25 protein-coding genes are annotated in these 21607 nt (G+C 63.0%); 17 read left to right on the plus strand and 8 right to left on the minus strand.

What is annotated here, in order from left to right:
* Positions 1–90: 90 nt before the first annotated feature.
* The 8 genes from ACWPVA_RS02570 to hpaR all read left to right on the plus strand — a co-directional run bounded on the left by ACWPVA_RS02570 (position 91) and on the right by hpaR (position 7403).
* Entirely contained in the window at positions 91–978 is an 888-nt protein-coding gene (locus ACWPVA_RS02570) for a helix-turn-helix domain-containing protein (RefSeq protein WP_454286179.1), read from the plus strand.
* 168 nt (positions 979–1146) lie between these two features.
* Positions 1147–1533 carry a 5-carboxymethyl-2-hydroxymuconate isomerase gene (locus ACWPVA_RS02575; protein ID WP_454286180.1) on the plus strand — a complete coding sequence of 129 codons (387 nt, stop codon included), beginning with the start codon at positions 1147–1149 and terminating at the stop codon, positions 1531–1533.
* 31 nt (positions 1534–1564) lie between these two features.
* Positions 1565–3082: a 5-carboxymethyl-2-hydroxymuconate semialdehyde dehydrogenase gene (hpaE, locus tag ACWPVA_RS02580; protein ID WP_454286181.1), complete on the plus strand. Its 1518-nt coding sequence runs from the start codon at positions 1565–1567 to the stop codon at positions 3080–3082.
* A 107-nt stretch (positions 3083–3189) separates the two neighbouring features.
* Positions 3190–4170: a 3,4-dihydroxyphenylacetate 2,3-dioxygenase gene (gene hpaD, locus ACWPVA_RS02585; RefSeq protein ID WP_454286182.1), complete on the plus strand. Its 981-nt coding sequence runs from the start codon at positions 3190–3192 to the stop codon at positions 4168–4170.
* Between the two features lie 192 nt (positions 4171–4362).
* Positions 4363–5229, plus strand: a complete 867-nt coding sequence (locus ACWPVA_RS02590) for a fumarylacetoacetate hydrolase family protein (RefSeq protein WP_454286183.1) — start codon at positions 4363–4365, stop codon at positions 5227–5229.
* Positions 5230–5232: 3 nt separating this feature from the next.
* Positions 5233–6036, plus strand: a complete 804-nt coding sequence (gene hpaH, locus ACWPVA_RS02595) for a 2-oxo-hept-4-ene-1,7-dioate hydratase (RefSeq protein ID WP_454286184.1) — start codon at positions 5233–5235, stop codon at positions 6034–6036.
* A 12-nt stretch (positions 6037–6048) separates the two neighbouring features.
* Positions 6049–6819 (plus strand): aldolase/citrate lyase family protein, encoded by a 771-nt coding sequence (locus ACWPVA_RS02600; RefSeq protein WP_454286185.1) that lies wholly within the window; start codon positions 6049–6051, stop codon positions 6817–6819.
* Positions 6820–6866: 47 nt separating this feature from the next.
* Positions 6867–7403, plus strand: a complete 537-nt coding sequence (gene hpaR / locus ACWPVA_RS02605; RefSeq protein WP_454289509.1) for a homoprotocatechuate degradation operon regulator HpaR — start codon at positions 6867–6869, stop codon at positions 7401–7403.
* Between the two features lie 40 nt (positions 7404–7443).
* Here the strand turns inward: hpaR and ACWPVA_RS02610 are convergent, their stop codons facing one another.
* A complete protein-coding gene (locus tag ACWPVA_RS02610) occupies positions 7444–7752 on the minus strand; it encodes a ribbon-helix-helix domain-containing protein (RefSeq protein ID WP_028736454.1) in 309 nt (102 codons plus the stop codon).
* Positions 7753–7966: 214 nt separating this feature from the next.
* On the opposite strand from ACWPVA_RS02610, the gene ACWPVA_RS02615 reads away from it, so the two are divergent.
* The 3 genes from ACWPVA_RS02615 (at position 7967) to ACWPVA_RS02625 (ending at position 10708) form a co-directional block, all read left to right on the plus strand.
* Positions 7967–8362, plus strand: coding sequence for a VOC family protein (locus tag ACWPVA_RS02615; RefSeq protein WP_454286186.1), 396 nt, complete (start codon positions 7967–7969; stop codon positions 8360–8362).
* A gap of 136 nt (positions 8363–8498) precedes the next feature.
* Positions 8499–9032 carry a twin-arginine translocation signal domain-containing protein gene (locus ACWPVA_RS02620; protein WP_454286187.1) on the plus strand — a complete coding sequence of 178 codons (534 nt, stop codon included), beginning with the start codon at positions 8499–8501 and terminating at the stop codon, positions 9030–9032.
* Positions 9033–9136: 104 nt separating this feature from the next.
* Positions 9137–10708, plus strand: a complete 1572-nt coding sequence (locus tag ACWPVA_RS02625; RefSeq protein WP_454286188.1) for a GMC family oxidoreductase — start codon at positions 9137–9139, stop codon at positions 10706–10708.
* A 105-nt stretch (positions 10709–10813) separates the two neighbouring features.
* Here ACWPVA_RS02625 and ACWPVA_RS02630 read toward each other — a convergent pair whose 3' ends face one another.
* The 3 genes from ACWPVA_RS02630 to ACWPVA_RS02640 all read right to left on the minus strand — a co-directional run bounded on the left by ACWPVA_RS02630 (position 10814) and on the right by ACWPVA_RS02640 (position 13095).
* Positions 10814–12025: a ceramide glucosyltransferase gene (locus tag ACWPVA_RS02630; protein ID WP_454286189.1), complete on the minus strand. Its 1212-nt coding sequence runs from the start codon at positions 12023–12025 to the stop codon at positions 10814–10816.
* Positions 12026–12139: 114 nt separating this feature from the next.
* Positions 12140–12742: a DedA family protein gene (locus ACWPVA_RS02635; protein ID WP_454286190.1), complete on the minus strand. Its 603-nt coding sequence runs from the start codon at positions 12740–12742 to the stop codon at positions 12140–12142.
* Positions 12739–13095: a hypothetical protein gene (locus ACWPVA_RS02640; protein ID WP_454286191.1), complete on the minus strand. Its 357-nt coding sequence runs from the start codon at positions 13093–13095 to the stop codon at positions 12739–12741. Before ACWPVA_RS02640 ends, ACWPVA_RS02635 begins: the two co-directional genes overlap by 4 nt.
* 109 nt (positions 13096–13204) lie before the next feature.
* On the opposite strand from ACWPVA_RS02640, the gene ung reads away from it, so the two are divergent.
* The 6 genes from ung to ACWPVA_RS02670 all read left to right on the plus strand — a co-directional run bounded on the left by ung (position 13205) and on the right by ACWPVA_RS02670 (position 17201).
* The gene (ung, locus tag ACWPVA_RS02645) at positions 13205–13942 is read left to right on the plus strand and encodes a uracil-DNA glycosylase (protein WP_454286192.1); all 738 of its coding nucleotides are present in this window, start codon (positions 13205–13207) and stop codon (positions 13940–13942) included.
* Positions 13943–14018: 76 nt separating this feature from the next.
* Positions 14019–15305 (plus strand): NAD(P)/FAD-dependent oxidoreductase, encoded by a 1287-nt coding sequence (locus tag ACWPVA_RS02650; RefSeq protein ID WP_454286193.1) that lies wholly within the window; start codon positions 14019–14021, stop codon positions 15303–15305.
* Positions 15306–15455: 150 nt separating this feature from the next.
* Positions 15456–15845 (plus strand): RidA family protein, encoded by a 390-nt coding sequence (locus tag ACWPVA_RS02655; RefSeq protein WP_454286194.1) that lies wholly within the window; start codon positions 15456–15458, stop codon positions 15843–15845.
* A gap of 164 nt (positions 15846–16009) precedes the next feature.
* Positions 16010–16408 (plus strand): DUF1236 domain-containing protein, encoded by a 399-nt coding sequence (locus ACWPVA_RS02660; protein WP_454286195.1) that lies wholly within the window; start codon positions 16010–16012, stop codon positions 16406–16408.
* A gap of 86 nt (positions 16409–16494) precedes the next feature.
* Positions 16495–16794, plus strand: coding sequence for a hypothetical protein (locus ACWPVA_RS02665; RefSeq protein WP_454286196.1), 300 nt, complete (start codon positions 16495–16497; stop codon positions 16792–16794).
* Positions 16795–16811: 17 nt separating this feature from the next.
* Positions 16812–17201, plus strand: coding sequence for a hypothetical protein (locus ACWPVA_RS02670; protein ID WP_454286197.1), 390 nt, complete (start codon positions 16812–16814; stop codon positions 17199–17201).
* Between the two features lie 64 nt (positions 17202–17265).
* Here ACWPVA_RS02670 and ACWPVA_RS02675 read toward each other — a convergent pair whose 3' ends face one another.
* The 4 genes from ACWPVA_RS02675 to ACWPVA_RS02690 all read right to left on the minus strand — a co-directional run bounded on the left by ACWPVA_RS02675 (position 17266) and on the right by ACWPVA_RS02690 (position 21605).
* Positions 17266–17847, minus strand: a complete 582-nt coding sequence (locus ACWPVA_RS02675) for an NAD(P)H-dependent oxidoreductase (protein ID WP_454286198.1) — start codon at positions 17845–17847, stop codon at positions 17266–17268.
* A gap of 199 nt (positions 17848–18046) precedes the next feature.
* Positions 18047–19453, minus strand: coding sequence for an FAD-binding oxidoreductase (locus ACWPVA_RS02680; protein WP_454286199.1), 1407 nt, complete (start codon positions 19451–19453; stop codon positions 18047–18049).
* Positions 19454–19455: 2 nt separating this feature from the next.
* Positions 19456–20772, minus strand: coding sequence for a cytosine deaminase (locus ACWPVA_RS02685; protein ID WP_454286200.1), 1317 nt, complete (start codon positions 20770–20772; stop codon positions 19456–19458).
* Positions 20772–21605, minus strand: coding sequence for an ABC transporter permease (locus tag ACWPVA_RS02690; RefSeq protein WP_454289510.1), 834 nt, complete (start codon positions 21603–21605; stop codon positions 20772–20774). Before ACWPVA_RS02690 ends, ACWPVA_RS02685 begins: the two co-directional genes overlap by 1 nt.
* Positions 21606–21607: the final 2 nt, after the last annotated feature.

A 21607-nucleotide genomic window follows, 5' to 3' on the forward strand; every position in this document is an offset into this window, starting at 1 on the left:
TGTTCCTCTTTGAAGAAATTAGGTCTTGATGAGAGCTCCGCCCATGCACAGAATGGCGAAATCGCTTGTACTTATTTTGGTGGTTAACGTGTGAACGATATTCCGAACTATTTCATCTATGGTGAGACCCCCCGTCCGCTCGACATCGGCTTCCTGCATGTCGAACTGATTTCGCAGCGGCAGCATATCCATCACGGCCGCGCTGAACCGCACATGCACGAGCAGATGGCGCAGGTGACATTCTGGACCAGGGGCGGCGGGACCTATCTGATCGAGGACAAGTCCCTGGATTTTTCGGCGCCGGCGGTCAGTTTCGTGCCGAGCCATGTGGTGCATGGCTTCGATGTGGGGCCGAACTCGGATGCCGTGGTGATCTCGATCGCCGATGGCGTATTGCCGCTGGTCGGGGTTCACAGTCTTTTGGCGCTGGATCAACCTATCATGTTGCGCTCTGAGGGACGCGACCCGACCTGGGAGGGAATGCGCGCCCTGATGTTGATGGCGCATGAGGAATACATCACGGGCCAGCCGGGGATGGAAAAGATCGTGCTGCCGCTCGCATCCACCGTGCTGTCCTTCATGGCGCGGCTCTCGTCGCAGGCGGCCATCATGCGATCGGCAGGCCCGGTAGCCTTGGCGAGCGAGCTGAAGCAGTTGATTGATCTGCATTTTCGCGAGGACAGAAGCGTCGGCGACTACGTCGGGATGCTTCGCTCGACCCCGCATCTCGTCGCCAAGGCGGCGTCCCTGGTGCATGGCAAGGGCGTCAAGGAACTGATCAGCGACCGACGCCTGCTTGAAGCCAAGCGCCTGCTGCTGTTCACCGTGCGCACGGTCGAGGACATTGCCTACGAGACCGGTTTCAAGGATCCCGCCTATTTCTCGCGCTTCTTTCGCCAGCGCACGGGGGAGCCACCGGGCGTGTGGCGCGAAGGACAGCATGCCGGCGCTTTCGCCGAGGCGGGCAGACCGTCTTAGCGGACCTGCTTTTCCCGGTGCCGCAAGTCGAGGATCTGCAGATTATATTTAACGCGTTACATTAAATTTCTGCTCTCTGGCGCCGTCATCGCTTCCTCAGCAATCTATTGACATCCGGCGCCAGTCTAATTAACACGTTAAATAAATAGTCAGCGGGAGGAGAGAGCCATGCCGCATCTGCGACTGGAATATTCCGCCAATCTTGAGGGGAAGGCCGACATTGCGGCGGTTTGCGCCGCCGCGCACGAGGCGATCCTTGCCACCGGCATTTTTGAGATCGGTGCGCCGCGGGTGCGGGCCTATCCGGCACCGCATTACACGATAGCCGACCGGCACGCCGACAATGCCTTTCTGGACATGGTTTTCCGGATGGGCGCGGGCCGTAGCGACGCGGACAAGAAGCGCACCGGCGAGGCGATCATGGCGGCAGTCGCGGCCGAACTCGCCCCGCTTTTCGAGGCTCCGCATTTCGCGCTTTCGCTGGAGATCATCGAGATCGATCCGGCGTTGAGCTGGAAGAAGAACAGCATGCATGCCCGCCTGAGGGACAGATAGCCCGCGTGTGCGGCAGACAAAGGACGTGATCATGTCGAAGCTCGACGAAAATATCGCCAAGGCCGAAAGCTATCTCGCTCGCTTCAAGGCCGAGGGAGTGCTAAACCATATCGCTGGCGAGACCGTGCCTGCGGCGGATGGATCGACCTTCGAGATCATCTCGCCGGTCGACCTGCAACCTATGGCCAGTGTTGCGCGCGGCAAGGCCGAGGACGTTGATCGTGCCGCCAAGGCTGCGAAGGCGGCGTTTGCCGAATGGGCCGCCATGCCGGGAGATGCCCGCAAGAAGCTTCTGCACAAGATTGCCGACGCCATCGTCGCCCGCGCCGAGGAAATCGCCTTCGTCGAGTGCATGGATACCGGCCAGGCGCTGAAGTTCATGTCCAAGGCGGCCTTGCGTGGCGCTGAGAATTTCCGCTTCTTCGCCGACAGGGCGCCCGAGGCGCGCGACGGCAAGGTGCTGCGCACCAGCGATCAGACGAACATGACGACGCGGGTGCCGATCGGTCCGGTCGGGGTGATCACGCCGTGGAACACGCCGTTCATGCTGTCGACCTGGAAGATCGCGCCGGCGCTGGCTGCCGGCTGCACGGTTGTCCACAAGCCGGCCGAATTCTCGCCGCTGACAGCCCGCCTGCTGGTCGAGATCGCGGAAGGAGCGGGTCTGCCCAAGGGCGTGTGGAACCTCGTCAACGGTCTCGGCGAGGAAGCCGGCAAGGCGCTGACCGAACATCCCGACATCAAGGCAATCGGCTTCGTCGGCGAAAGCCGCACCGGATCGATGATCATGCGCCAGGGTGCCGAAACGCTGAAGCGGGTGCATTTCGAACTCGGCGGCAAGAACCCGGTGGTCGTGTTTGCCGATGCCGATCTGGATCGCGCGGCTGACGCCGCTGTGTTCATGATCTACTCGCTGAACGGCGAGCGCTGCACCTCGTCCTCGCGCCTGCTGGTCGAAGAGAGCATCTACGAAGCCTTCACCGCCAAGGTTGCGGAAAAGGCAAAGCGCATCAAGGTTGGCCATCCGCTCGATCCGGAAACGGTGGTCGGCCCGCTGATCCATCCGGTGCATGAAAGGAAGGTGCTGGACTATATCGACATCGGCCGGGGCGAGGGGGCAACGGTTGCCGCCGGCGGCGCGAAGTTCGACGGTCCGGGCGGCGGCTGCTATGTCTCGCCAACCTTGTTCACCGGCGCCAACAACCAGATGCGCATCGCCCAGGAGGAAATCTTTGGTCCGGTGCTCACCGCCATCCCGTTCAGGGATGAGGCCGAAGCGCTCGCGCTCGCCAATGACGTCCAGTACGGGCTGACCGGTTATGTCTGGACATCCGACGTGACGCGGGCCTTCCGCTTCTCGGACCGGCTGGAGGCCGGGATGATCTGGGTGAATTCGGAAAACGTCCGACACCTGCCGACGCCGTTCGGCGGGGTCAAGAATTCCGGCATCGGCCGCGATGGCGGCGACTGGTCCTTCGACTTCTACATGGAAACCAAGAATATCGCCTTTGCCACCGGCGTCCACGCGATCCCGAAGCTCGGCGGCTGAACCGATTGCACAGGCGCGGACGGCGAGAAACACAGTCCGCAGCTTGAATTGTTTTTGAGATGATCCGTCATCGGCACGGCCGCTCGGACGGAGAGGAGGAGAACCCGATGCCAATACCACAGCCCAATCTCTATCCATCCTTCAACGTCGTGCGCCTCAGCCATGTCGAATTCATCGTCAAGGATCTGGCCGCCAGCCGTGCCTTTTATGTCGACACGCTCGGCCTGCAGGTGACCGACGAGGATGCCTCGACCATCTATCTGCGCGCGCTCGAGGAACGCGGCCATCACTGCATGGTGCTGCGCAAGGGCGAGAGGTCGGAGGTCGCCGCGCTGTCGCTCAAGGTCTATGCGGAGGAAGATCTCGACAAAGCCAAGGCCTTTTTCGATGCCAAGGGCCTGGCGAACAGCTGGGTGGAGCGTCCCTTTCAGGGCCGCACCCTGCGGGCGATCGACATCTTTGGAACGCCGCTGGAATTCTACTTCAAGATGGACCGCCTGGCGCCCATCCACCAGCAATACAAGCTCTATCACGGTGTGAAGCCGCTGCGGATTGACCACTTCAACTGCTTCACGCCCGACGTCGATGCCTCGGTCGCCTTCTACAACGAAATGGGCTTCCGCGTCACCGAATATACGGAGGACGACGAGTCGAAGCGGCTCTGGGCGGCCTGGATGCACCGCAAGGGTGGTGTGCACGATATGGCGTTCACCAATGGTCTCGGCCCCCGCCTGCACCACACCGCCTTCTGGGTGCCGACGCCGCTCAACATCATCGACCTGCTCGACCTGATGTCGACCACCGGCTATCTCGCCAATATCGAGCGCGGCCCCGGCCGTCACGGCATTTCCAATGCATTCTTCCTTTATATCCTCGATCCGGACGGCCATCGCATCGAGATCTATTGCTCCGACTATCAGACGGTCGATCCGGACCTCGAGCCGATCAAGTGGGACCTGAAAGACCCGCAACGCCAGACGCTGTGGGGCGCGCCGGCCCCGCGCTCGTGGTTCGAGCACGGCAGCCTGTTTGCCGGGACCGAGGTCAGCGAGGCGATTCTCAAGGCCCAGCCGATCATTGCGCCTTGAGCGTTGGGTGAAGGCCCCTCCCCAACCCTCCCCACGAGGGGGAGGGGGCGGGCCGAGTTTGTGGCAAGCCGATGGCGTCCGAGGTGTGGCCCGATGCGCGGTGACGATTGACTGAAGCCGGCGCGTCTTGGCGCGACAAACTCCCTCCCCCTTGTGGGGAGGGTTGGGGAGGGGTTCTGAAGAGGAATGACAATGACGACGAAACTGGCAAGCTTCACGATCGACGGCCGCGCCGCCTATGGTGCGATCAAAGATGACGGCGTCATCGATCTTTCCGCGAGGTTCGGCGCCCGGTGGCCGACGCTGAGGCAAGTGATCGAGGCGGGCGCGCTCGGTGAACTGGTCTCGACGGCGAAGGACCTGAAGCCCGACCATCCGGTCAGTGCGATCACTTACGAAATCCCCATCCCGCATCCGGAAAAGATCATCTGCGTCGGCGTCAATTTTCCCGACCGCAACGCCGAATACAAGGACGGCCAGGAGGCGCCGCCCAATCCTTCGTTGTTCATCCGTTTCCCGCGTTCCTTCACCGGCCATGACCGGCCGCTGATCCGCCCGCCGGAAAGCGAACAGCTCGATTACGAGGGCGAGATCGTCATCGTGATTGGCAGGGGCGGCCGACGCATCGCCGAAGCCGATGCGCTGTCCCACATCGCTGCACTGTCGCTGTGCAATGAAGGCACGATCCGCGACTGGGTGCGCCATGCCAAGTTCAATGTCACCCAGGGCAAGAATTTCGACCGTTCCGGTTCGATTGGCCCTTGGCTCGTGCCCTTCACCGACGAAAGCCAGATTGCCGACATCAGGCTGGAGACGCGGGTCAATGGCGAGGTGCGCCAGAGCGATCGCACCAGCCGGATGATCTTCTCCTTCAGAAAGATTATCGCCTATGTTTCGACGTTCACGACGCTGGTGCCGGGCGATATCATCGTCACCGGAACGCCGACCGGGGCAGGCGCGCGATTTGACCCGCCGATCTGGCTGAAGCCGGGCGATGTGATCGAGGTCGAGGCCGACGGCATCGGCATCCTGCGCAACACGGTCAAGGACGAGGATTGAGCCATGATGACGCCCGATCAGATCAAAGAGGCGGCGTGCCGCCTCGACACGGCCGAGAAGACCCGCAAGCAGACCGGGCTTCTGTCGCTCGCCTATCCGGGCATGACGATGGACGATGCCTATGCCGTGCAGGCCGAATGGGTGAGCCGCAAGCTGGCAGCCGGGCGCACGGCGATCGGCTGGAAGATCGGGCTCACCTCCAAGGCCATGCAATATGCGCTGAACATCGACATCCCGGATTCCGGCGTACTGCTCGATGACATGCGTTTCGACGACGGCGCGGTGATCCCCGATCACCGCTTCATCCAGCCGCGCATCGAGGCCGAGATCGCCTTCATCATGAAGAAGGATCTGTCCGGTCCCGGCGTCAGCGTCTTCGATGTGCTGAACGCCACCGACTATGTCACGCCGGCCCTGGAAATCCTCGATACGCGCATTTTGCGCGTCGATCCCGAGACGATGAAATCGCGAACCATCGTCGACACCATTTCCGACAATGCCGCCAATGCCGGCATCGTGCTCGGCGGCCGGGCCATGCGGCCGGACGAAGTCGATATGCGCTGGATGGGGGCGATTGTCTCGCGTAATGCGGAAGTGGAGGAAACCGGGCTCGGCGCAGGCGTGCTCAATCATCCGGCCCGCGGTATTGCCTGGCTTGCCAATCGGCTGCATCAGTATGGCGCGAAGATCGAAGCAGGACAGGTGGTGCTGGCCGGATCGTTCATCCGTCCGATCGAGGCGCGCCACGGCGACACCATCACCAGCGATTTCGGGCCGCACGGCACCGTCAGCTGCTATTTTGCCTAAGGAGAATCGTTCATGCCCGCACCGGTCAATGTTTTCAAGGAGGCCATCCTTGATGGCCAGACGCTCTATGGTCTCTGGGTCGCGCTGGCGAGCCCGCATGCGGCCGAGGTTTCGGCCGGCTCCGGTTTCGACTGGATCCTGATCGATGCCGAGCACGGGCCGAACGACATTCCGCTGGTGGCCGCACAACTCGCGGCGGTCGCGCGACATCCCGCCCATCCGGTGGTCCGGCTTCCGGTCGGGGAAACCTGGCTGATCAAGCAGGCGCTGGATATCGGTGCGCAGTCGCTTTTGATCCCGATGGTGGAGACGGGCGAAGAGGCGTTGCGGCTTGCCCGTGCCTGCCGATACCCGCCGGAGGGCATTCGCGGCATGGGGGCAGGGCTCGGCCGGGCCGCCGATTTCGGCCGGATCGCCGACTATGTGGAAACCGCCAACGAGCAGATCTGCCTGATCGTGCAGATCGAGAGCCAGCTTGGCATCGACAATGCCGAGGCGATCGTTACCACCCAGGGCGTCGACGGCGTCCTGGTCGGACCGTCCGATCTTGCCGCCGACATGGGGCATACCGGCAATCCGCGCCATCCCGACGTGATGGCGGCGGTCGATGCGCTGATCCGCAAGGTCGTCTTGCTCGGCAAGCCGGCCGGCATCATGACCACCGATCCGACGATGATCAGCCTTGCCCGCAACGCCGGCGCCTGCTTCATCGCCGTCGGCACCGATGTGGGTGTATTGGCGAAAGGCGCCCAGTCGCTTCTCGCCGAGGTCAAGAAGGGTTGAGGCGTCGCCTCGGATCGGAAGCGGGAATGGCGGAAAACATGTCGGAAATGCCGGATCGTACCGAAGGTCAGCGCGAGGGCGCGGCTCCGGTGCCGCGCGTGCGGCTCCGGCATTTCTCCCGATCCCTGCCGATGCTCCTCCTGCGAGCGCGGGAATCGGTGATGAAGCATTTCCGCAATGCGCTCCGGATGTACGATTTGACCGAGCAGCAATGGCGGATTCTCCGGGCCCTGATGACCGTCAAGGAGATCGAGGTGACGGAGCTTGCGCGTGCGACCTTCCTGCTCGGCCCGAGCCTGTCGCGCATCCTGCGCGATCTCGAGGCGCGCCGGCTGATCGAGCGCCATCCGGATGAAAACGACCTGCGTCGGGCGCGCATCACCATCAGCGCAGCGGGCATGGAACTGATCGAAAGGGTTTCCCCGCATTCGGAGGAAATTTATGGCGAGATCACCCGTGCCTTCGGGGTCGAGCGCATGCGCGAGCTGCAAAAACTGCTCGAGGATCTGGAAACGGTGATGGCCGACATCCAGTTGCCCATGCCTGTCGGCGAGGCCCAGCCGGGCGATCACGGGAACGAATAGCCTCCATCAGCTCTGAAAGCAAAGGGCCGACTGGCGCTACTCACTCCGCCGCGATGATGTGGAATTCGTGGTGGGCCTCGGGGTGCTGTGCCTTGCCCATCAGGTAGATCAGACAGCTGGTGCGCAGGAGCGAGGCGAAGTTGGAGACCGAACCGTTGATCTCCAGCGCCTCGTCATAGAGCGTCGACAGGAATCGCGAGGTCGACATCGACTGGCTGGCGGCGATTTCATCGATCAGCACCCAGAAGGCGGCCTCGATCTGGATGCTGGTGGAATGGCCGGCTATCCTCACCGATCGGTTGACAGCGCGGTAACGAGCGGGGTCCTGTCCCGCAAAGACTTCACACATGGCATGCTCCTCCGGCTTTTCTTTTGATACGCATTATGCGGCCCGACGGATTGCCGGTCAATTTCCCAAAACGTGGCGGTTTCCGGGAAAACCCCGAAAGGCGACGCGCCCCTCTGGCAAAAATCGTCTGTGCGGTAGCCCGCTGCTACCTGATTTGCCAGCATCGTAGGAAACTCCTTAGCATTCGATGATTTGCCTGAACGAGGAGTATCCCTTGGCGAAAATGATCCATTCGATGATCCGGGTGATGGAAGAAGTCCGCTCCGTCGATTTCTACCAGAAGGCCTTCGGCCTCGGTGTTGCCGAACGGTTGGATTTCGACACCTTCACGCTGCTCTATCTCAGCAATGCCGAGAGCGAGTTCGAGCTTGAGCTGACCGTCAACAAGGGGCGGGAAGAGGCGTATGATCTGGGCACCGGCTACGGCCATCTCGCCGTCAGCGTCGCCGACCTCGATGCCGAGCACAGACGCGTGACCGATCTTGGGCTTGCTCCCGGCAAGATCGTCGAATTCAACCGCGACGGGGCGCTGCTCGCGCGCTTCTTCTTCATGACGGACCCCGACGGCTACAAGATCGAGGTTCTGCAGCGCCACGGGCGCTACAAGTAAGGGCGCGGCCGCGCGGGTTGGAGGACCTGCCAGACGCTGCCGGGAAAAGAGGAGGGCGCGGGCTCCGCGCCTTCCATCGACGGCTCGGGAAGACAGGGCCGCGGTCAATGCCACACGATCCTGGGAGGAGAATGACGTGGTTACGCTCTATCAAAAGACGAATGGGATTTCCCGCCGCGAATTGCTGAAGCGCAGCGGTACGGTGGGCGCACTGCTGGTGATCAGCGGCTCGGCGGTGCTCTGTCCGCAGGCCGCCTGGGCGCTGGAGGCCAAGGCGCTCAAGCCGGAAACCCTGGCGACGCTGATCAAGCTCGCCCGCGACATCTATCCGCACGACCAACTGGCTGACCGCTTCTACGCGATCGCCGTCAAGGGACAGGACGATCGGGCCGGCAAGGATGAAGCCCATAAGACGCTGATCGAGGACGGCATCGCCGATCTCGACAAGCGGGCCGGTGCGGGCGGCTATCGCGGCCTCGGCTGGGAGGACGATCGGGTCGCCATCCTGCGCGACATCGAGACGACGCCCTTCTTCCAGGCGGTGCGCGGCGATCTCGTCGTCAGCCTCTATAACCAGAAGGAGCTCTGGCCGATCTTCGGCTACGAGGGCGAGTCCTATTCCAAGGGCGGTTACATCGAGCGTGGCTTCGACGACATCGAGTGGCTCTAAGGCCGCGCGCAAGAAACAGCATCGCCGCCCGAGGAGGCCCATCGTGGATGGGAACGGCGGCGCATTCTCAAAAAATGCCGATTTGACATTCCTGGGAGGAAATCATGGCAGCGCCTTATGATCTCAACGACGACAGTGTGGTCGTCATCATCGGTTCGGGTGCGGGCGGCGGAACGCTCGGCAACGAACTCGCCCAGAAGGGCATCGACGTCGTCATCCTCGAAGCCGGCAGCCGGCACGAGGTCGAGGACTTCATCAACGACGAATGGGACAGCTTTTCCCAGCTCGCCTGGCTCGACAACCGCACCACCGGCGGCGGCTGGCGCGTGGCCAAGGACTTCCCGAACCTGCCGGCCTGGATCGTCAAGGCGGTCGGCGGCACCACCACCCACTGGGCGGGCGCATCGCTGCGCTTCCAGGAGCACGAGTTCAAGGATCTGACCACCTACGGCAAGGTCGAAGGTGCAAACCTGCTCGATTGGCCGATCACTCTTGCCGACCTCGAGCCTTACTATGCCAAGGCCGAGGACAAGATGGGCGTTACCCGCACCAACGGTATCGAAGGGCTGCCGGGCAACAACAACTTCAAGATCCTCAAAGCCGGCGCCGACAAGCTCGGATACAAGGACTGTCACACCGGCAACATGGCGATCAATTCGGCGCCGCGCGACGACCGCAACAGCTGTCAGCAAACCGGTTTCTGCTTCCAGGGCTGCAAATGGGGCGCCAAGTGGTCGACGCTCTATACCGAAATTCCGAAGGGCGAGGCGACCGGCAGGCTGGAGGTGCGGCCGAATTCGCATGTCGTCAAGATCGAGCACGACAAGGACGGCAAGGTCACGGCCGTCGTCTATGCCGACAAGGACGGCACTCTGAAGAGCCAGAAGGCGCGCATCGTCTGCGTCGCTGGCAATTCGATCGAAAGCCCGCGCCTGCTGCTCAACTCACACTCGTCGATGTTCCCCGACGGTTTGGCGAACTCCTCCGGCCAGGTCGGCAAGAACTACATGCGCCACACCACCGGCTCGGTCTATGCGGTGTTCGAAAAGCCCGTGCATTTCTATCGCGGCACGACGATGGCCGGCATCATCCGCGACGAAGCGCGGCATGATCCGTCGCGCGGTTTCGTCGGCGGCTACGAGCTGGAGACGCTGGCGCTCGGCATTCCGTTCATGGCGGCCTTCCTTGATCCGGGCGGCTGGGGCCGGTCGTTTGCCTCGGCCATGGACCAATATGCCAACATGGCGGGCCTGTGGATCGTCGGCGAGGACATGCCGCAGGAGAGCAACCGGGTGACCCTGCACAAGGAACTCAAGGACAAGTATGGCATGCCGATCCCGGATGTGTCGTTCACCGACCATCCGAACGACGAGGCCATGCGCAACCACGCCTACAAGCAGGGTGTCGCGATCTATGAGGCCGTCGGGGCGACCCGCGCCTTCCCGACCCCGCCTTATCCGTCAACCCACAATCTCGGCACCAACCGCATGAGCGAAAAGGCGCAGGACGGCGTGGTCAACAAGTGGGGCCAGACGCACGACATCAAGAACCTGTTCGTCTCCGACGGCAGCCAGTTCACCACCGGGGCGGCGGAAAACCCGACGCTGACCATCGTGACGCTGGCGATCCGCCAGGCCGACTATATCGCAGAACAGATGGGGGCGGGCTCGATCTGACAGGAACCTCCTGCGGGCGGGGGCGGCGCGAAGGCACCGTTCCCGTTTCGCATGGGAGGACCGCCGGACCCGACGCTTTCATCCATCGGGGCGAGCCGGTTTTCGTCATGCGTCGGTCCAGGTCAGTGCCGCAGCGCCGTAAACGCCTTGGCGCGTGCCTTCGTCTTGTCGACGATGCGGCGGATGCGGACGGTGGCCGCGGGCTTCGTCGTTCCGTCTGGGGCGACCGACATGGTATTGCCGCGCCAGACAAAGCCATCGCCGAACCAGGCGGTGATCCACAGGGCCGGCAAAGCGAAATCGCGAAGGATCATGGCGGGGAGCGTCATGCGTCCCATACGCCAGTGGAAAGCCCGTGAAAGCAGCATTTCGCCGCCATACCAGGCGAGCACGTAGAGCATGAAGGTCAGCGGCGAGGAGATACCCGCCGCTGTCAAGCCGGCGAGCGTCAGGATCGGCAGTGCGCCGCCGGCAAGGAGCCTCCGGCAGGAAGAAGAGCGGGAAGGAGGCGCGGCGCAAGCGGGCCCAGCGCAGCTGTCGTCGCCATACGGTGATGAGCGAGCGCCGGCCGAGCGGCTGGTCGAAGGGCTCGGTCACCAGTCTCACCTTAAGGCCGATCCCGCGGATAAGGGCGGTTGCGGCCGCATCCTCCGCGATCTCCCCGCCAAGACGTTCGAAACCGCCGGCGCGCGCCATGACCTGGCGATTGAGTAGCATGGATTTGCCTTGGGCAAAGCCGATCCCGATGGCATCGGCCAGCAATTGCCAGCGCGCCTGGAAGCTGTTCAGCCAGGCGCATTCGAGTTCGGCGGCAAAGCCCTGCGGCGCAGCGCCGATCGGCGGCGAGCAGACGAGTCCTGTTCCCGGGATCCATCGGATAAAAAGCCGGTGAAGATAGTCCGGTGCCATCAACACATTGCTGTCGGCGATGACGATCCAGTCGTGCTGGGCCGAGCGCCATCCCTTGATCAGATTGTTCATCTTCGGATTGACGCTGAATATGTCTTCGCCGACCAACAGGCGGGCGGGAACCTCAGGATGGGCCGCCATCGTACGGCGGGCGACCTCTATGGCTGGATCGGAGGATGAAGCGACGCAGAACACAATCTCGTAGTCCGGCCAATCGAGGTGAAAGCCCGTGGCGAGCGTTTCGTCAAGATTGTTTTCAAGGCCGCAAAGCGGTCGCAAAATGGTGACGGGTGGACGGATCGTGGATGCCGTGCCCGGTTTAATGCGGCGTTTGTGCAGCAGCACGGTGAGGATGCTGAGGAGATGAACGGAAAGGGCGAGCGCGCAGATCCAGAACAACACGGTCATGGCACATCCTCGTTGCGGGGGCGCTCCCGCATAGCACCGGCATATGACAGTTCGGCAAACATAGCTTTGAGCGAGCATATCGCCAATACACGAAATTGGCGCCCGTCGCGGCGGTTAGGCCTTTGCTTCCTTGCGCTGCACGATGCGCATGATTCGCCAACCGAGATAGAGCGCGACGACGCCGGCAGCGAGAAACCCGCTGAGATCGCCGGCAATCTCGGCAATGGTCATGACATTGTCGCTGAAGGTCACGCCGAGACCGGTATAGCCGCCGACCCAGAACAGTTCACCGGCCACGCCGGAGAGCGTAAATCGCAACCAGGAAAAGGCCGTGGCGCCGGCCAGCAGGTTGACATAGGGGCCGAGCGGCGCAAGCAGCCAGCGGGTGAGGAAGACGGCGACCGCGCCATGGGCGCTGATGCGGGCCTCGGCGCGGGCGAGAGTCTGCTGCCGTGCCGGAGTTCTGGCGAGCCGCGCGATGACGGTCGCGCCGCCCAGCCGGCCGATCGCAAAACCGATCTGGTCGCCGAGGATTGCAGCGGCGAGCGCCGTGGCGAAAACGGCGAGGAGGTTGAAATCCCCGGCGGCGGCAAAGGCCCCCATCAGCATCATGACGATCGAGGCCGGCAGCGGCAGGCCAAGGCAGCTCAGCGCAGTAATTGCCGCAAGCAGGGGCAGGCCATAGACCGGCAGGAGCGCCAGCAACTGCTCTGTCATTGGGTGCCCTCTTCGCTCCTGAGCCGAGCGATGGCCGCCTTGAGGTCGCTCTCGAAGACCTCGAGCGTTTGGCCACGCTCGCGCGCCAGCCGTTCGAGGGTCGGCCGCTTGCCCCTGTCGGGTGGTGTGAGCCCGAAAGTCTCGATCAGCCGATCGCGCGGTACATCATAGGAGCGGGAGACGTAGCCGATCGTCATCCAGGGCTGCAGCGCCTGATCGCGATGTGCGGGATCGCTCCAATAATATAGCGAGATGACGAAGCGGGTGGCGAAGAAGAGCGCGATCACGGTCGAGCCGAGGAAGGCGACGAGCAGGAGGCGATGGCGCTGCCACAGTATCGCAAGAGCCTTCACCCGTTGTTCCCCACCGAATTCTCCATGTCGCAGGCTGCCGGACTTGACAGCTTCGGTCGCTGCCTTTCAATCGGCCCGGTCATCTAACCGGAAAAGGCGTGAAGCGGCAATGAGCGCTAGTGACGTTCGTCTCGAGGAGAGCTGGAAAAGAGTGCTCGGCCCGGAATTCGCGAGCCCCTATATGAATCAGCTCAGGGAGTTCCTCCTTTTTGAAAAGGGCGAGGGCAAGCGGATCTTTCCAAGCGGTAGTGAATATTTTCGTGCGCTCGATCTGACGCCGCTCGGGCGCGTACGCGTCGTCATTCTTGGTCAGGACCCCTATCACGGCGCGGGACAGGCCCATGGTCTGTGCTTCAGCGTCCAGCCGGGCGTTCGCATTCCGCCGTCGCTGGTCAACATCTACAAGGAACTGCAAAGCGATCTCGGCATCCCGCCGGCCGGTCACGGCTTTCTCGAAAGTTGGGCGCGGCAGGGGGTGCTGCTGCTGAACAGCGTGCTGACCGTCGAGGAGGCGCGCGCCGGTGCCCATCAGGGCCGCGGCTGGGAACAATTCACCGACGCCGTCATCCGTGCCGTCAATGACGAGTGCGACAATGTCGTATTCATGTTGTGGGGGGCCTATGCGCAGAAGAAGGCGGCCTTCGTTGACCGCGAGCGACATCTGGTGCTGAAGGCGCCGCATCCATCGCCGCTCTCGGCCCATAATGGTTTTTTCGGCTGCCGGCACTTTTCGAAAGCGAATGCTTTTCTCCTCGCGCGCGGGCTCGATCCGATCGATTGGCGACTGCCGGATGCACCGCGAGGATTCGTCGCGGAACGCGCAAAAGACCCGCCGCACTCTCCCTAAAATTCTATTGATTTTAATAGATGCCAGGTTCAGCATGCCCGCTGATTTTCGAAGGCATTTTTCGGGACGTCTTGGCATGCACCCGTCGCATTTTTCGAGGCCAGTCTGGCGTCGGCCGCCGCGCGTGTCTTTCGCTGGCGAGGCTATATCCGCGCCCGAACGCGTCGATCTGGCCATCGTCGGCGGAGGCCTACAGGGTCTTTCGGCGGCCTTTGCGGCGGCTCGCCGGGGCCTTTCGGTGCGCGTTATCGAAGCGCGTGGGCTGGGCGAGGGCGCCTCTGGACTGAATGGCGGGCAGGTGATCCCTGGCCTGAAACACGATCCGGACCGGTTGCTTCGACATTTCGGCGAAAGGCGCGGCGAGGCGCTGATTGATTTTGCCTCCGGTACCGCCGATGCCGTTTTCAAACTGATCCAGAGCGAAGGACTCGACGTCGAGCATGACCGTTCGGGATGGATCCAGGCCGCCCACACACCTGAAGCATTCACAGCCGCGGAGGAACGCAATCGGCAGTGGGGGGCTCGGGGCGCCGATGTGACGCTTTTGAACGGCGCGGAGGTGGCACTGCTTACCGGGGCGGGCGGTTATGTCGGCGGCTGGCTCGATCGCCGGGCCGGTACCATCAATCCGCTGGCTTTCGTCTTCGAACTGGCGCGTCTGGCTACGGAGGCCGGTGCCCGGATCGCCACGGGCACGAGAGCCGTTCGGTTGCGGCGCGATGGGGCAGACTGGCAGGTTGAAACCACGGCGGGACATCCTGTCAGCGCGCGATCGGTCGTCGTTGCCACCAATGCCTATTCCGACGGACTGGTCGCCGGGCTGGCGCGAAGCCTGGTGCCCCTGCATTCATTCCAGATGGCCACCGCGCCGTTGCCTCCGGACTTGCGGGAGGTCATCCTTCCCCATGGGCAAGCCGTCTCCGACAGCCGCCGCATTGTGGTCTACTACCGCAAGAGCCCGGATGGGCGCCTGGTATTCGGAGGGCGCGGTCGCATGGCCGAGCCGAAAAGCGAAAAGGACTGGAAACACCTGCAAAGCGCAATGATCCGGCTCTTTCCGGCACTCGACGGAGTATCGGTCGAACACCGCTGGTTCGGTCGGGTGGCCGTGACGCCGGACCATCTTCCGCATATTCATGCGCCGGAAAAGGGCCTGCTTGCCGTTGCCGGCTGCCAGGGGCGGGGCGTCGGGCTGATGACCGCGCTTGGGCCACGCCTCGTCGACTATATCGAGACCGGCGATCCGGCCGCCTTGCCCTTTCCGGTGTCGCCAATCCGGTCAATTCCGTTTTATGCTCTTCGCGAGATCGGCGTTGGCGTCACGATCGCCTGGTACCGTATGCTTGACGGTCTTGAGGGCTGAAACTTCTCGCCAGGTCCGCGGGCCTCGAAGCCGTGCTTAGGGGCATTGCACAACTTGTCGCTCCGTACCCTTGCCAGTCTTGCAACGACGGTCGCTTGGCGATTACTGTTCGCTCTGCCTTTCGCCAACCTGCAAGAAGCACTTCAATCGATGAAACGCGTCTTCAATCCGCCATCCGTTCGGCCGCCCTTCGGTCAATACAATCACGGGCTTCTGGTGCCGCCGGGCGCGAGCCTACTGGTGACTTCCGGCCAATTGGGGATTCGCGCCGACGATAGTGTTCCGCCCGATGTAACCGGGCAGGCGGAGCTTTGTTTCGAGGCGATCAATGCCATCCTGGAGGAGGCTGGCATGCGCTTTGCAGACGTCATCCGGATCTCCGGCTTCGTCACCAGACGCGAGGATTTCGCCGCCTACATGGCGGTTCGGGACCGTTACACCCTGGAGCCGAAACCGGTGTCGACGCTAATCGTCGTTGGTGGGTTCACCCGGCCGGAGTTTCTGGTCGAAGTCGAGGTGACGGCGGCGAAACTCTTCTGAAAGGCCCGCATATCCGGCTGTAAGCCAACGAGCGACTGCGCGAAATTCCTTCTCGCGCGGCGAATTCGAAGCGCGCTCCTGCGGTGAAGGCGAATTATCAGGAACAAAAGGCGGCGCGGCAAGTTTCTACGGTCAATGGCATACTTACAAGAAAGGATACCGCCATGAAGACGAAGATTCTTGCAGTTAGCGCCATCGTACTGGGCTCGATCGCCGTTCCGGCCATCGCTCAGGAAGGTACAGTTACCGGCGCCGCCGGCGGTGCCGTGACCGGCGCGATCGTCGGTGGCCCGGTCGGCGCAGCAGTCGGCGGCGTGGTTGGAGCCATCGCGGGTACTGCGATCGCCCCGCCGCCGGCCGAGGTTGTCACCTATGTCCGCCAGCAGCCGGTACCGGCCGAGACGGTCGTCATCCAGCAGCCAATCGTTGTCGGCGAACCGATCCCGGAAACGGTCGTGCTGACCCCGGTCGCTGAAGACCCGACCTATGCCTACGCTGTGGTCAACAACCAGCGCGTCATTGTCGATCCGCAGACTTATGTGGTCGTGCAGGTCGTCGAATAAGGCCTCCGAAAAGATGCCGAGCTGCGAGATGCAGCCCGGCATCATTCGGAACCAGTGGCATTCTGATCAACCTGAAGGAGTGGGCGATGAAAACGTCGGTTCTCGCACTCAGTGCGCTTATCATCGGTATTTCCGTCGCCCTTTCGGTGAAGGCCGCGCATCAAACGATCGATCGTCCCACGGCGGCGATTGTCGTTCAGCCTGAGGAACTGGCCGCTGGCTGGAGAGTTGAGGCGGCACTTCAACAGGAGCAGCAGATTGTCGAAAACGTTCGGGCGGGCGGTGCATTCGCGCCGCGTCCGATCCCCGCGGACAGACTGAACATCCGCCGGGTCGGGCCGTCCTTCTTTCCCGATCCGACCAACGCGCTCGATCTCGGGCGCTGACACCGAGGAGACCTGACATGACTGATCCTTCCCATATCGACCCCACCCGTCCCGTACATCCGCAGGACCCGCGAATCCCTGGAGATCGCGGGACCACGGTCGTCAACAATGAGCGTCGTAGCAGCGCGGGCTGGGGCATCGCCCTTCTCGTTGCCGTCGTACTCGGCATTGGCGCCGTCTTCCTGTTCACGGACTTTTCTCCGAGCGGCGACCCTGACGTGAATGTGACGGCTCCGACGACTTCAGCACCGGCACCGTCCTCTGATGCTGCCCCGGCTGCCCCTGCAACCCCTGATGCAGCCCCTGCAACGCCGGCTCCGGCCACCGATGCTGCTCCGGCTGCCCCGGCTGCGCCGGCCGATCCGGCGCTGGCTCCATCCACGCCCCCCGCACCGGCTGGGCAGTAACCCCCTCGCTGTCCGCCTCGTGCGATGGCCGGTCCTCCTTATGGAGGGCCGGCCTTCTGCTTGATCAAAAGTTCTCCATCTCGTGGCGGACCTTGGCTAGGAAGGCGGCGCGTGTCTCGACGGTGCAATTGTTCATGTCGTAATGTGCCATGTACTTGACCGGTGCGCCGATCTTGATTTGCGCCCGCAACACGCGGGTGACGATCTTCTTCGGCGGGTTTCCGACCAGGAAGGCGCGCCAGGGCGTCGCGCCATAGGTCATCACGGCGGCGAGCTTCTTGATGTGTCGCAGCGTCGGCGTGAGCTTGCCGTCCTCCAGGTCGAAGGAAACGCCCTTGACCCAGACGCGGTCGAAATAGCCCTTGAGCATGGCCGGGAAGCCGAAATTCCAGACCGGGGTGACGATGACCAGACCTTCCGCAGCCTTCAGCCGCTCGACATAGGATTTCACCAGGACGGTGTTTTCCGGGTAGTCGTGATAGACGGTCCGGTCATGGGCGGAGAGGACCGGGTCGAATCCTTCCTCATAGAGGTTGCAGCCGTCGACCTCATGTCCGGCCTTGGTCAGACTCTCACAGGTCTGGCGATAGAGCGCCCGGCCATAGCTTTCATCGAGGGGGTGCGAGTGCAGGACGAGTACGCGCATTTCAGAAAAACTCCATGTCGTGACCCGGCGGCTGCGGCTGCCGGACGTTGAGTGAAAATTTTCCGCGCCGTTTGTCCCGATGATCACCGGCCCGCCGCCATAGCCGAGCATTTGACCACCATGGTCGTTTCCATGCACCGGAGCAGTCGTGCCTGCCCGGTCGGGAGTACCTTCGGAAGTTCTGTTCGTCTTGGCGGTATCAGGTCTCCATGAATGCCTGGAGACCGGGGAAGAGGTAGTTCTTGCCGGCCTTGAAGTCGAAGTCGGGATTGTCCCAGGCGATCATCTTGCCGGGGTTGAGCAGGCCCTTCGGATCGGTCTCCTTCTTGAAGGCGAGCTGCACGGTGTCCGTCTGCTTCATGCCGCCTTCCTCCAGCGTATAACGATGAGGGTTGAAGATCGGGCAGCCGTTGTCCTCGTGGATCCTGATGATCTCTTCCAACCGTTCCGGCGTCGTGTAGCGCACCAGCGGCAGGCCGGAGCACTGGATCGCGCCATCGAACTTGATGAATTCGAGATGGCCGATCACCTCGTCGCCGAAGATCGCGGCAAGCTTGCCGACCTTCTCGACGTGGTCCGGACCGGGATACTGGACCTGCAGATAGGTGAAGCCCGGATCGAGCTTCAGGGCGCGCAGCGTCGTGTGGTTCCAGGCCAGCTCAAAGGCATGCGGAATGCCCTTCATGCTATCGACCGTGTCGGAGCGGAAGCGGATCTCGCCCTTCATCTTCTCGACATAGGCGGCGAACGGTTCCATCGAATGCGGCGCGACCATCAGCACGACGACAGACTGGCCGTCCTTCAGCCAGGGCTTGTGACGGGTGAAATACTCGTAAGGCACCGGGGCGGCGATCGGCGCGACTTCCTTCAACAGGATGCCATTGCGATGGGTCAGCGCGTCGGCGAAGCGGACCGCATCCATGAAGTCGTCATAGCTGACGATGACATCGACCCAGTCATAGGCTGGTGCCAGCGGCATTTCGACTTCGGTGATGATGCCGTTGGTGCCGTAGGCGTGGCTCACCTTCTGGAGGTCCCAGGCCGAGAGTTCCAGCACGCGCGGCTCGGCTTCCATGGTGACGACGCGCAAGCGCAGAATGTTGCCGAGGTCGCGCAAGCCGCCCCAGGTGATTGATCCGACGCCGCCGGAGCCGCCGGCGATGAAGCCGGCGATGGTGGCGGTCTGCGCGGTCGACGGATGGAAGCGCAGTTCCTGGCCGGAATGCGCCTTGGTCTGCTTGTCGAGTTCGGAGATGATGACGCCCGGTTCGCAGATCACCCGACCCGGATGGATCGCCTTGATCCTGTTCATGTTCATCAGGTTCAGAACGATGCCGCCGGACAGCGGCATGGCCTGGCCGTAATTGCCTGTCCCGCCGCCGCGCGGCGTGACGGGCACGCCATGGGCATAGGCGACCTTCAGCGTGCGGATCACTTCCTCTTCGCTCTTCGGCGAGACGACGAGGTCGCCGACGACATTGTCGAGCTGGGCCTTGAGGATCGGCGAATACCAATAGAAGTCGCGGCTCTTCTGCTTGACGAGTGCCGGATTGTCCTCGACCGCAATGCCCTCGAGTTCGTGTCTGATCTGCTGGTAGTCGGCCATGGTCAGTCTTTCATCAGCGGGTCAAGGTCACGGTAGTCCGGCAGGCTGCGGTCGATGCCCTTGCCATTCCGCACTACGATGCGGTCAGCCTGCGGACGGGAAAGGAATTCGCTCCAGCGCCGCGCCGAAAACAGCACGAGGTCGGCGGGAACGCCGGCGGCGATGCGGCCGCGATCGGCACGGCCGAGAATGTCGGCCGGCGTGCGGGTGACGACGCGCGCGGCCTCGTCGAGCGGGTGGTCGAGATGGAGGATGCGCACCCCCTCGCGGAACACTTCGACCGGGTCGAGGTCGCCATAGGCGTAGAACGGGTCGCGGGTGTTGTCGGAGGAGATCGCCGTCGGGATGCCGGCCGCGGCCAGTTCATGGAACAGCGTCACGCCGCGATAGCGCGGCGTGCGGTTTGGCGCCCGGTCCTGCAGGTACATGTTGCACATCGGCAGCGAGACGACGGAGAGCCCGGCTTTCGCCACGACATCGATCGTCGCCTTGGCCAGGTCGTCGTTCTGGCGGGCGAGCGAACAGCAGTGGCCGACGGTGACGGCGCCCGCGAAGCCGTTGCGGATCTTCGCCTCGGCAATGGTCTTGAGGGTCAGGACTTCGTGGTCCTGGGTCTCGTCGACATGCAGGTCGATGTCGAGACCGCGCTCGGAAGCGGTTCGGAACAGCGTGTCGAGGCGGGTTTCGAGGTCGGGCATGAGGTAGGTCACGCCGCCGAGCAGGCCGCCATGGCTTGCGACCACGTCGGTCAGGTCGCGGAAGAAGGCCTCGTCGGTGATCATGTCGAGCGGGAAGAGGGCGACGGCCTGGAGGGCGATCCTGTCCTTCCAAGCATCGCGCAGTTCGGCGAAGACCTCAAACGAAATGCGGTGCTGGGGGGGCAGGCTGTCGAGATGGGTTCGGATCAGGCTTGTGCCGTGGGCGAAGGCGGTCTTCAGCGAGAATTCCATGCGGGCGCGCACGTCGGCGGCTGACCAGCAGGCTTCGCGGTCGGTGCGCACGGCATCGAGCGCGCCGACGAAATCGCCGGTCGGGTTGGGTCGGCGGTCCCAGATATGGCCCTTGTCGAGATGGGTGTGCATGTCGGCGAAGCACGGCCAGACCATGCCGCCGTCGAGGTCGGCGACCGGCAGATCCTTCGGGGCGGTGCCGGCGGGCAGGACGGCTTCGATCGTGCCGCGGGCGATGACGATATCCGCATCGATCAGCCCCTCGCGCCCGTTCGGTCCGGCGAAACCATCGACAGCGATCGCCGGGAGAGTGGCGTTCGTCAGAACATAACGGTCGGCGGCGGGAAGGGAGACGGCGGGAGCGGGCATCAGTTTTCTCTCTTGAGGCTGCTTTCATGCCAGCGATGCAGGGCGAGCCATGACAGGAAGGAGGTAATCGCAAAGATCAAGACGCCGAGGCAGGACAGCAGGAAGAGGGCGGCGAAGAGGCGGGGGATGTTCAGACGATATTGTGCCTCAAGCAGGCGGAAGGCGAGGCCCGAGCCGGCGCCAGCCGAGCCCGCGGCAAATTCGGCGACCACGGCAGCGATCAAGGCAAGACCGCCGCCGATGCGAAGCCCTGTCATGAAATAGGGAAGCGAAGCGGGAAGCTTCAGGTAAAGCAGTGTCTGGAGCCGCGTCGCGCCGTAGAGGTCGAAGAGGTTCAAGAGGTTGTGGTCGACGCTCTTGAGGCCCTGTACCATGTTCGACAGGATGGGGAAGAACGCGACGAGGAAGGCGCAGATCAGGAGCGCGACCTGGGTGGATGGCGCGTAGATCAGGATCAGCGGAGCGATCGCGACGATCGGCGTCACCTGCAGGATGACGGTGATGGGATAGAAGGCGAGTTCGATCCAGCGTGACTGGACGAGGAAGATGGCGATGCCCACGCCGCCGATCAGCGCCAGCGCCAGCGAGGCAAGCGTGATCTTGGTGGTCACCCAGAGTGCCGGCGCCAGTGTTCCCCAGTCATTGATCAGGGCGGCGCCCGCGGCAATCGGGCTGGGCAGGATATATTGCGGAACGCCGGACAGAACGACGCCGATCTGCCAGGCGGACAGAAGCGTGAAGACCACGATAATCGGCACGATGATCTTCAACAGCGTGTCGCGCGAATGGGAGGCTGTGACGGGTTTGGCGGCGGTCGGGGAGGAGGGGCTCATGA

Source organism: Rhizobium arsenicireducens, from assembly GCF_964021225.1.

Bases quoted from the DNA above. Each gene is read 5' to 3' on its own strand.
- ACWPVA_RS02575 (WP_454286180.1), top strand. From the start codon at position 1,147: ATGCCGCATCTGCGACTGGAATATTCCGCCAATCTTGAGGGGAAGGCC.
- hpaE (WP_454286181.1), top strand. From the start codon at position 1,565: ATGTCGAAGCTCGACGAAAATATCGCCAAGGCCGAAAGCTATCTCGCT.
- hpaD (WP_454286182.1), top strand. From the start codon at position 3,190: ATGCCAATACCACAGCCCAATCTCTATCCATCCTTCAACGTCGTGCGC.
- ACWPVA_RS02590 (WP_454286183.1), top strand. From the start codon at position 4,363: ATGACGACGAAACTGGCAAGCTTCACGATCGACGGCCGCGCCGCCTAT.
- hpaH (WP_454286184.1), top strand. From the start codon at position 5,233: ATGATGACGCCCGATCAGATCAAAGAGGCGGCGTGCCGCCTCGACACG.
- ACWPVA_RS02600 (WP_454286185.1), top strand. From the start codon at position 6,049: ATGCCCGCACCGGTCAATGTTTTCAAGGAGGCCATCCTTGATGGCCAG.
- hpaR (WP_454289509.1), top strand. From the start codon at position 6,867: ATGCCGGATCGTACCGAAGGTCAGCGCGAGGGCGCGGCTCCGGTGCCG.
- ACWPVA_RS02610 (WP_028736454.1), bottom strand. From the start codon at position 7,752: ATGTGTGAAGTCTTTGCGGGACAGGACCCCGCTCGTTACCGCGCTGTC.
- ACWPVA_RS02625 (WP_454286188.1), top strand. From the start codon at position 9,137: ATGGCAGCGCCTTATGATCTCAACGACGACAGTGTGGTCGTCATCATC.
- ACWPVA_RS02630 (WP_454286189.1), bottom strand. From the start codon at position 12,025: ATGACCGTGTTGTTCTGGATCTGCGCGCTCGCCCTTTCCGTTCATCTC.
- ACWPVA_RS02635 (WP_454286190.1), bottom strand. From the start codon at position 12,742: ATGACAGAGCAGTTGCTGGCGCTCCTGCCGGTCTATGGCCTGCCCCTG.
- ung (WP_454286192.1), top strand. From the start codon at position 13,205: ATGAGCGCTAGTGACGTTCGTCTCGAGGAGAGCTGGAAAAGAGTGCTC.
- ACWPVA_RS02650 (WP_454286193.1), top strand. From the start codon at position 14,019: ATGCACCCGTCGCATTTTTCGAGGCCAGTCTGGCGTCGGCCGCCGCGC.
- ACWPVA_RS02655 (WP_454286194.1), top strand. From the start codon at position 15,456: ATGAAACGCGTCTTCAATCCGCCATCCGTTCGGCCGCCCTTCGGTCAA.
- ACWPVA_RS02660 (WP_454286195.1), top strand. From the start codon at position 16,010: ATGAAGACGAAGATTCTTGCAGTTAGCGCCATCGTACTGGGCTCGATC.
- ACWPVA_RS02665 (WP_454286196.1), top strand. From the start codon at position 16,495: ATGAAAACGTCGGTTCTCGCACTCAGTGCGCTTATCATCGGTATTTCC.
- ACWPVA_RS02670 (WP_454286197.1), top strand. From the start codon at position 16,812: ATGACTGATCCTTCCCATATCGACCCCACCCGTCCCGTACATCCGCAG.
- ACWPVA_RS02675 (WP_454286198.1), bottom strand. From the start codon at position 17,847: ATGCGCGTACTCGTCCTGCACTCGCACCCCCTCGATGAAAGCTATGGC.
- ACWPVA_RS02680 (WP_454286199.1), bottom strand. From the start codon at position 19,453: ATGGCCGACTACCAGCAGATCAGACACGAACTCGAGGGCATTGCGGTC.
- ACWPVA_RS02685 (WP_454286200.1), bottom strand. From the start codon at position 20,772: ATGCCCGCTCCCGCCGTCTCCCTTCCCGCCGCCGACCGTTATGTTCTG.
- ACWPVA_RS02690 (WP_454289510.1), bottom strand. From the start codon at position 21,605: ATGAGCCCCTCCTCCCCGACCGCCGCCAAACCCGTCACAGCCTCCCAT.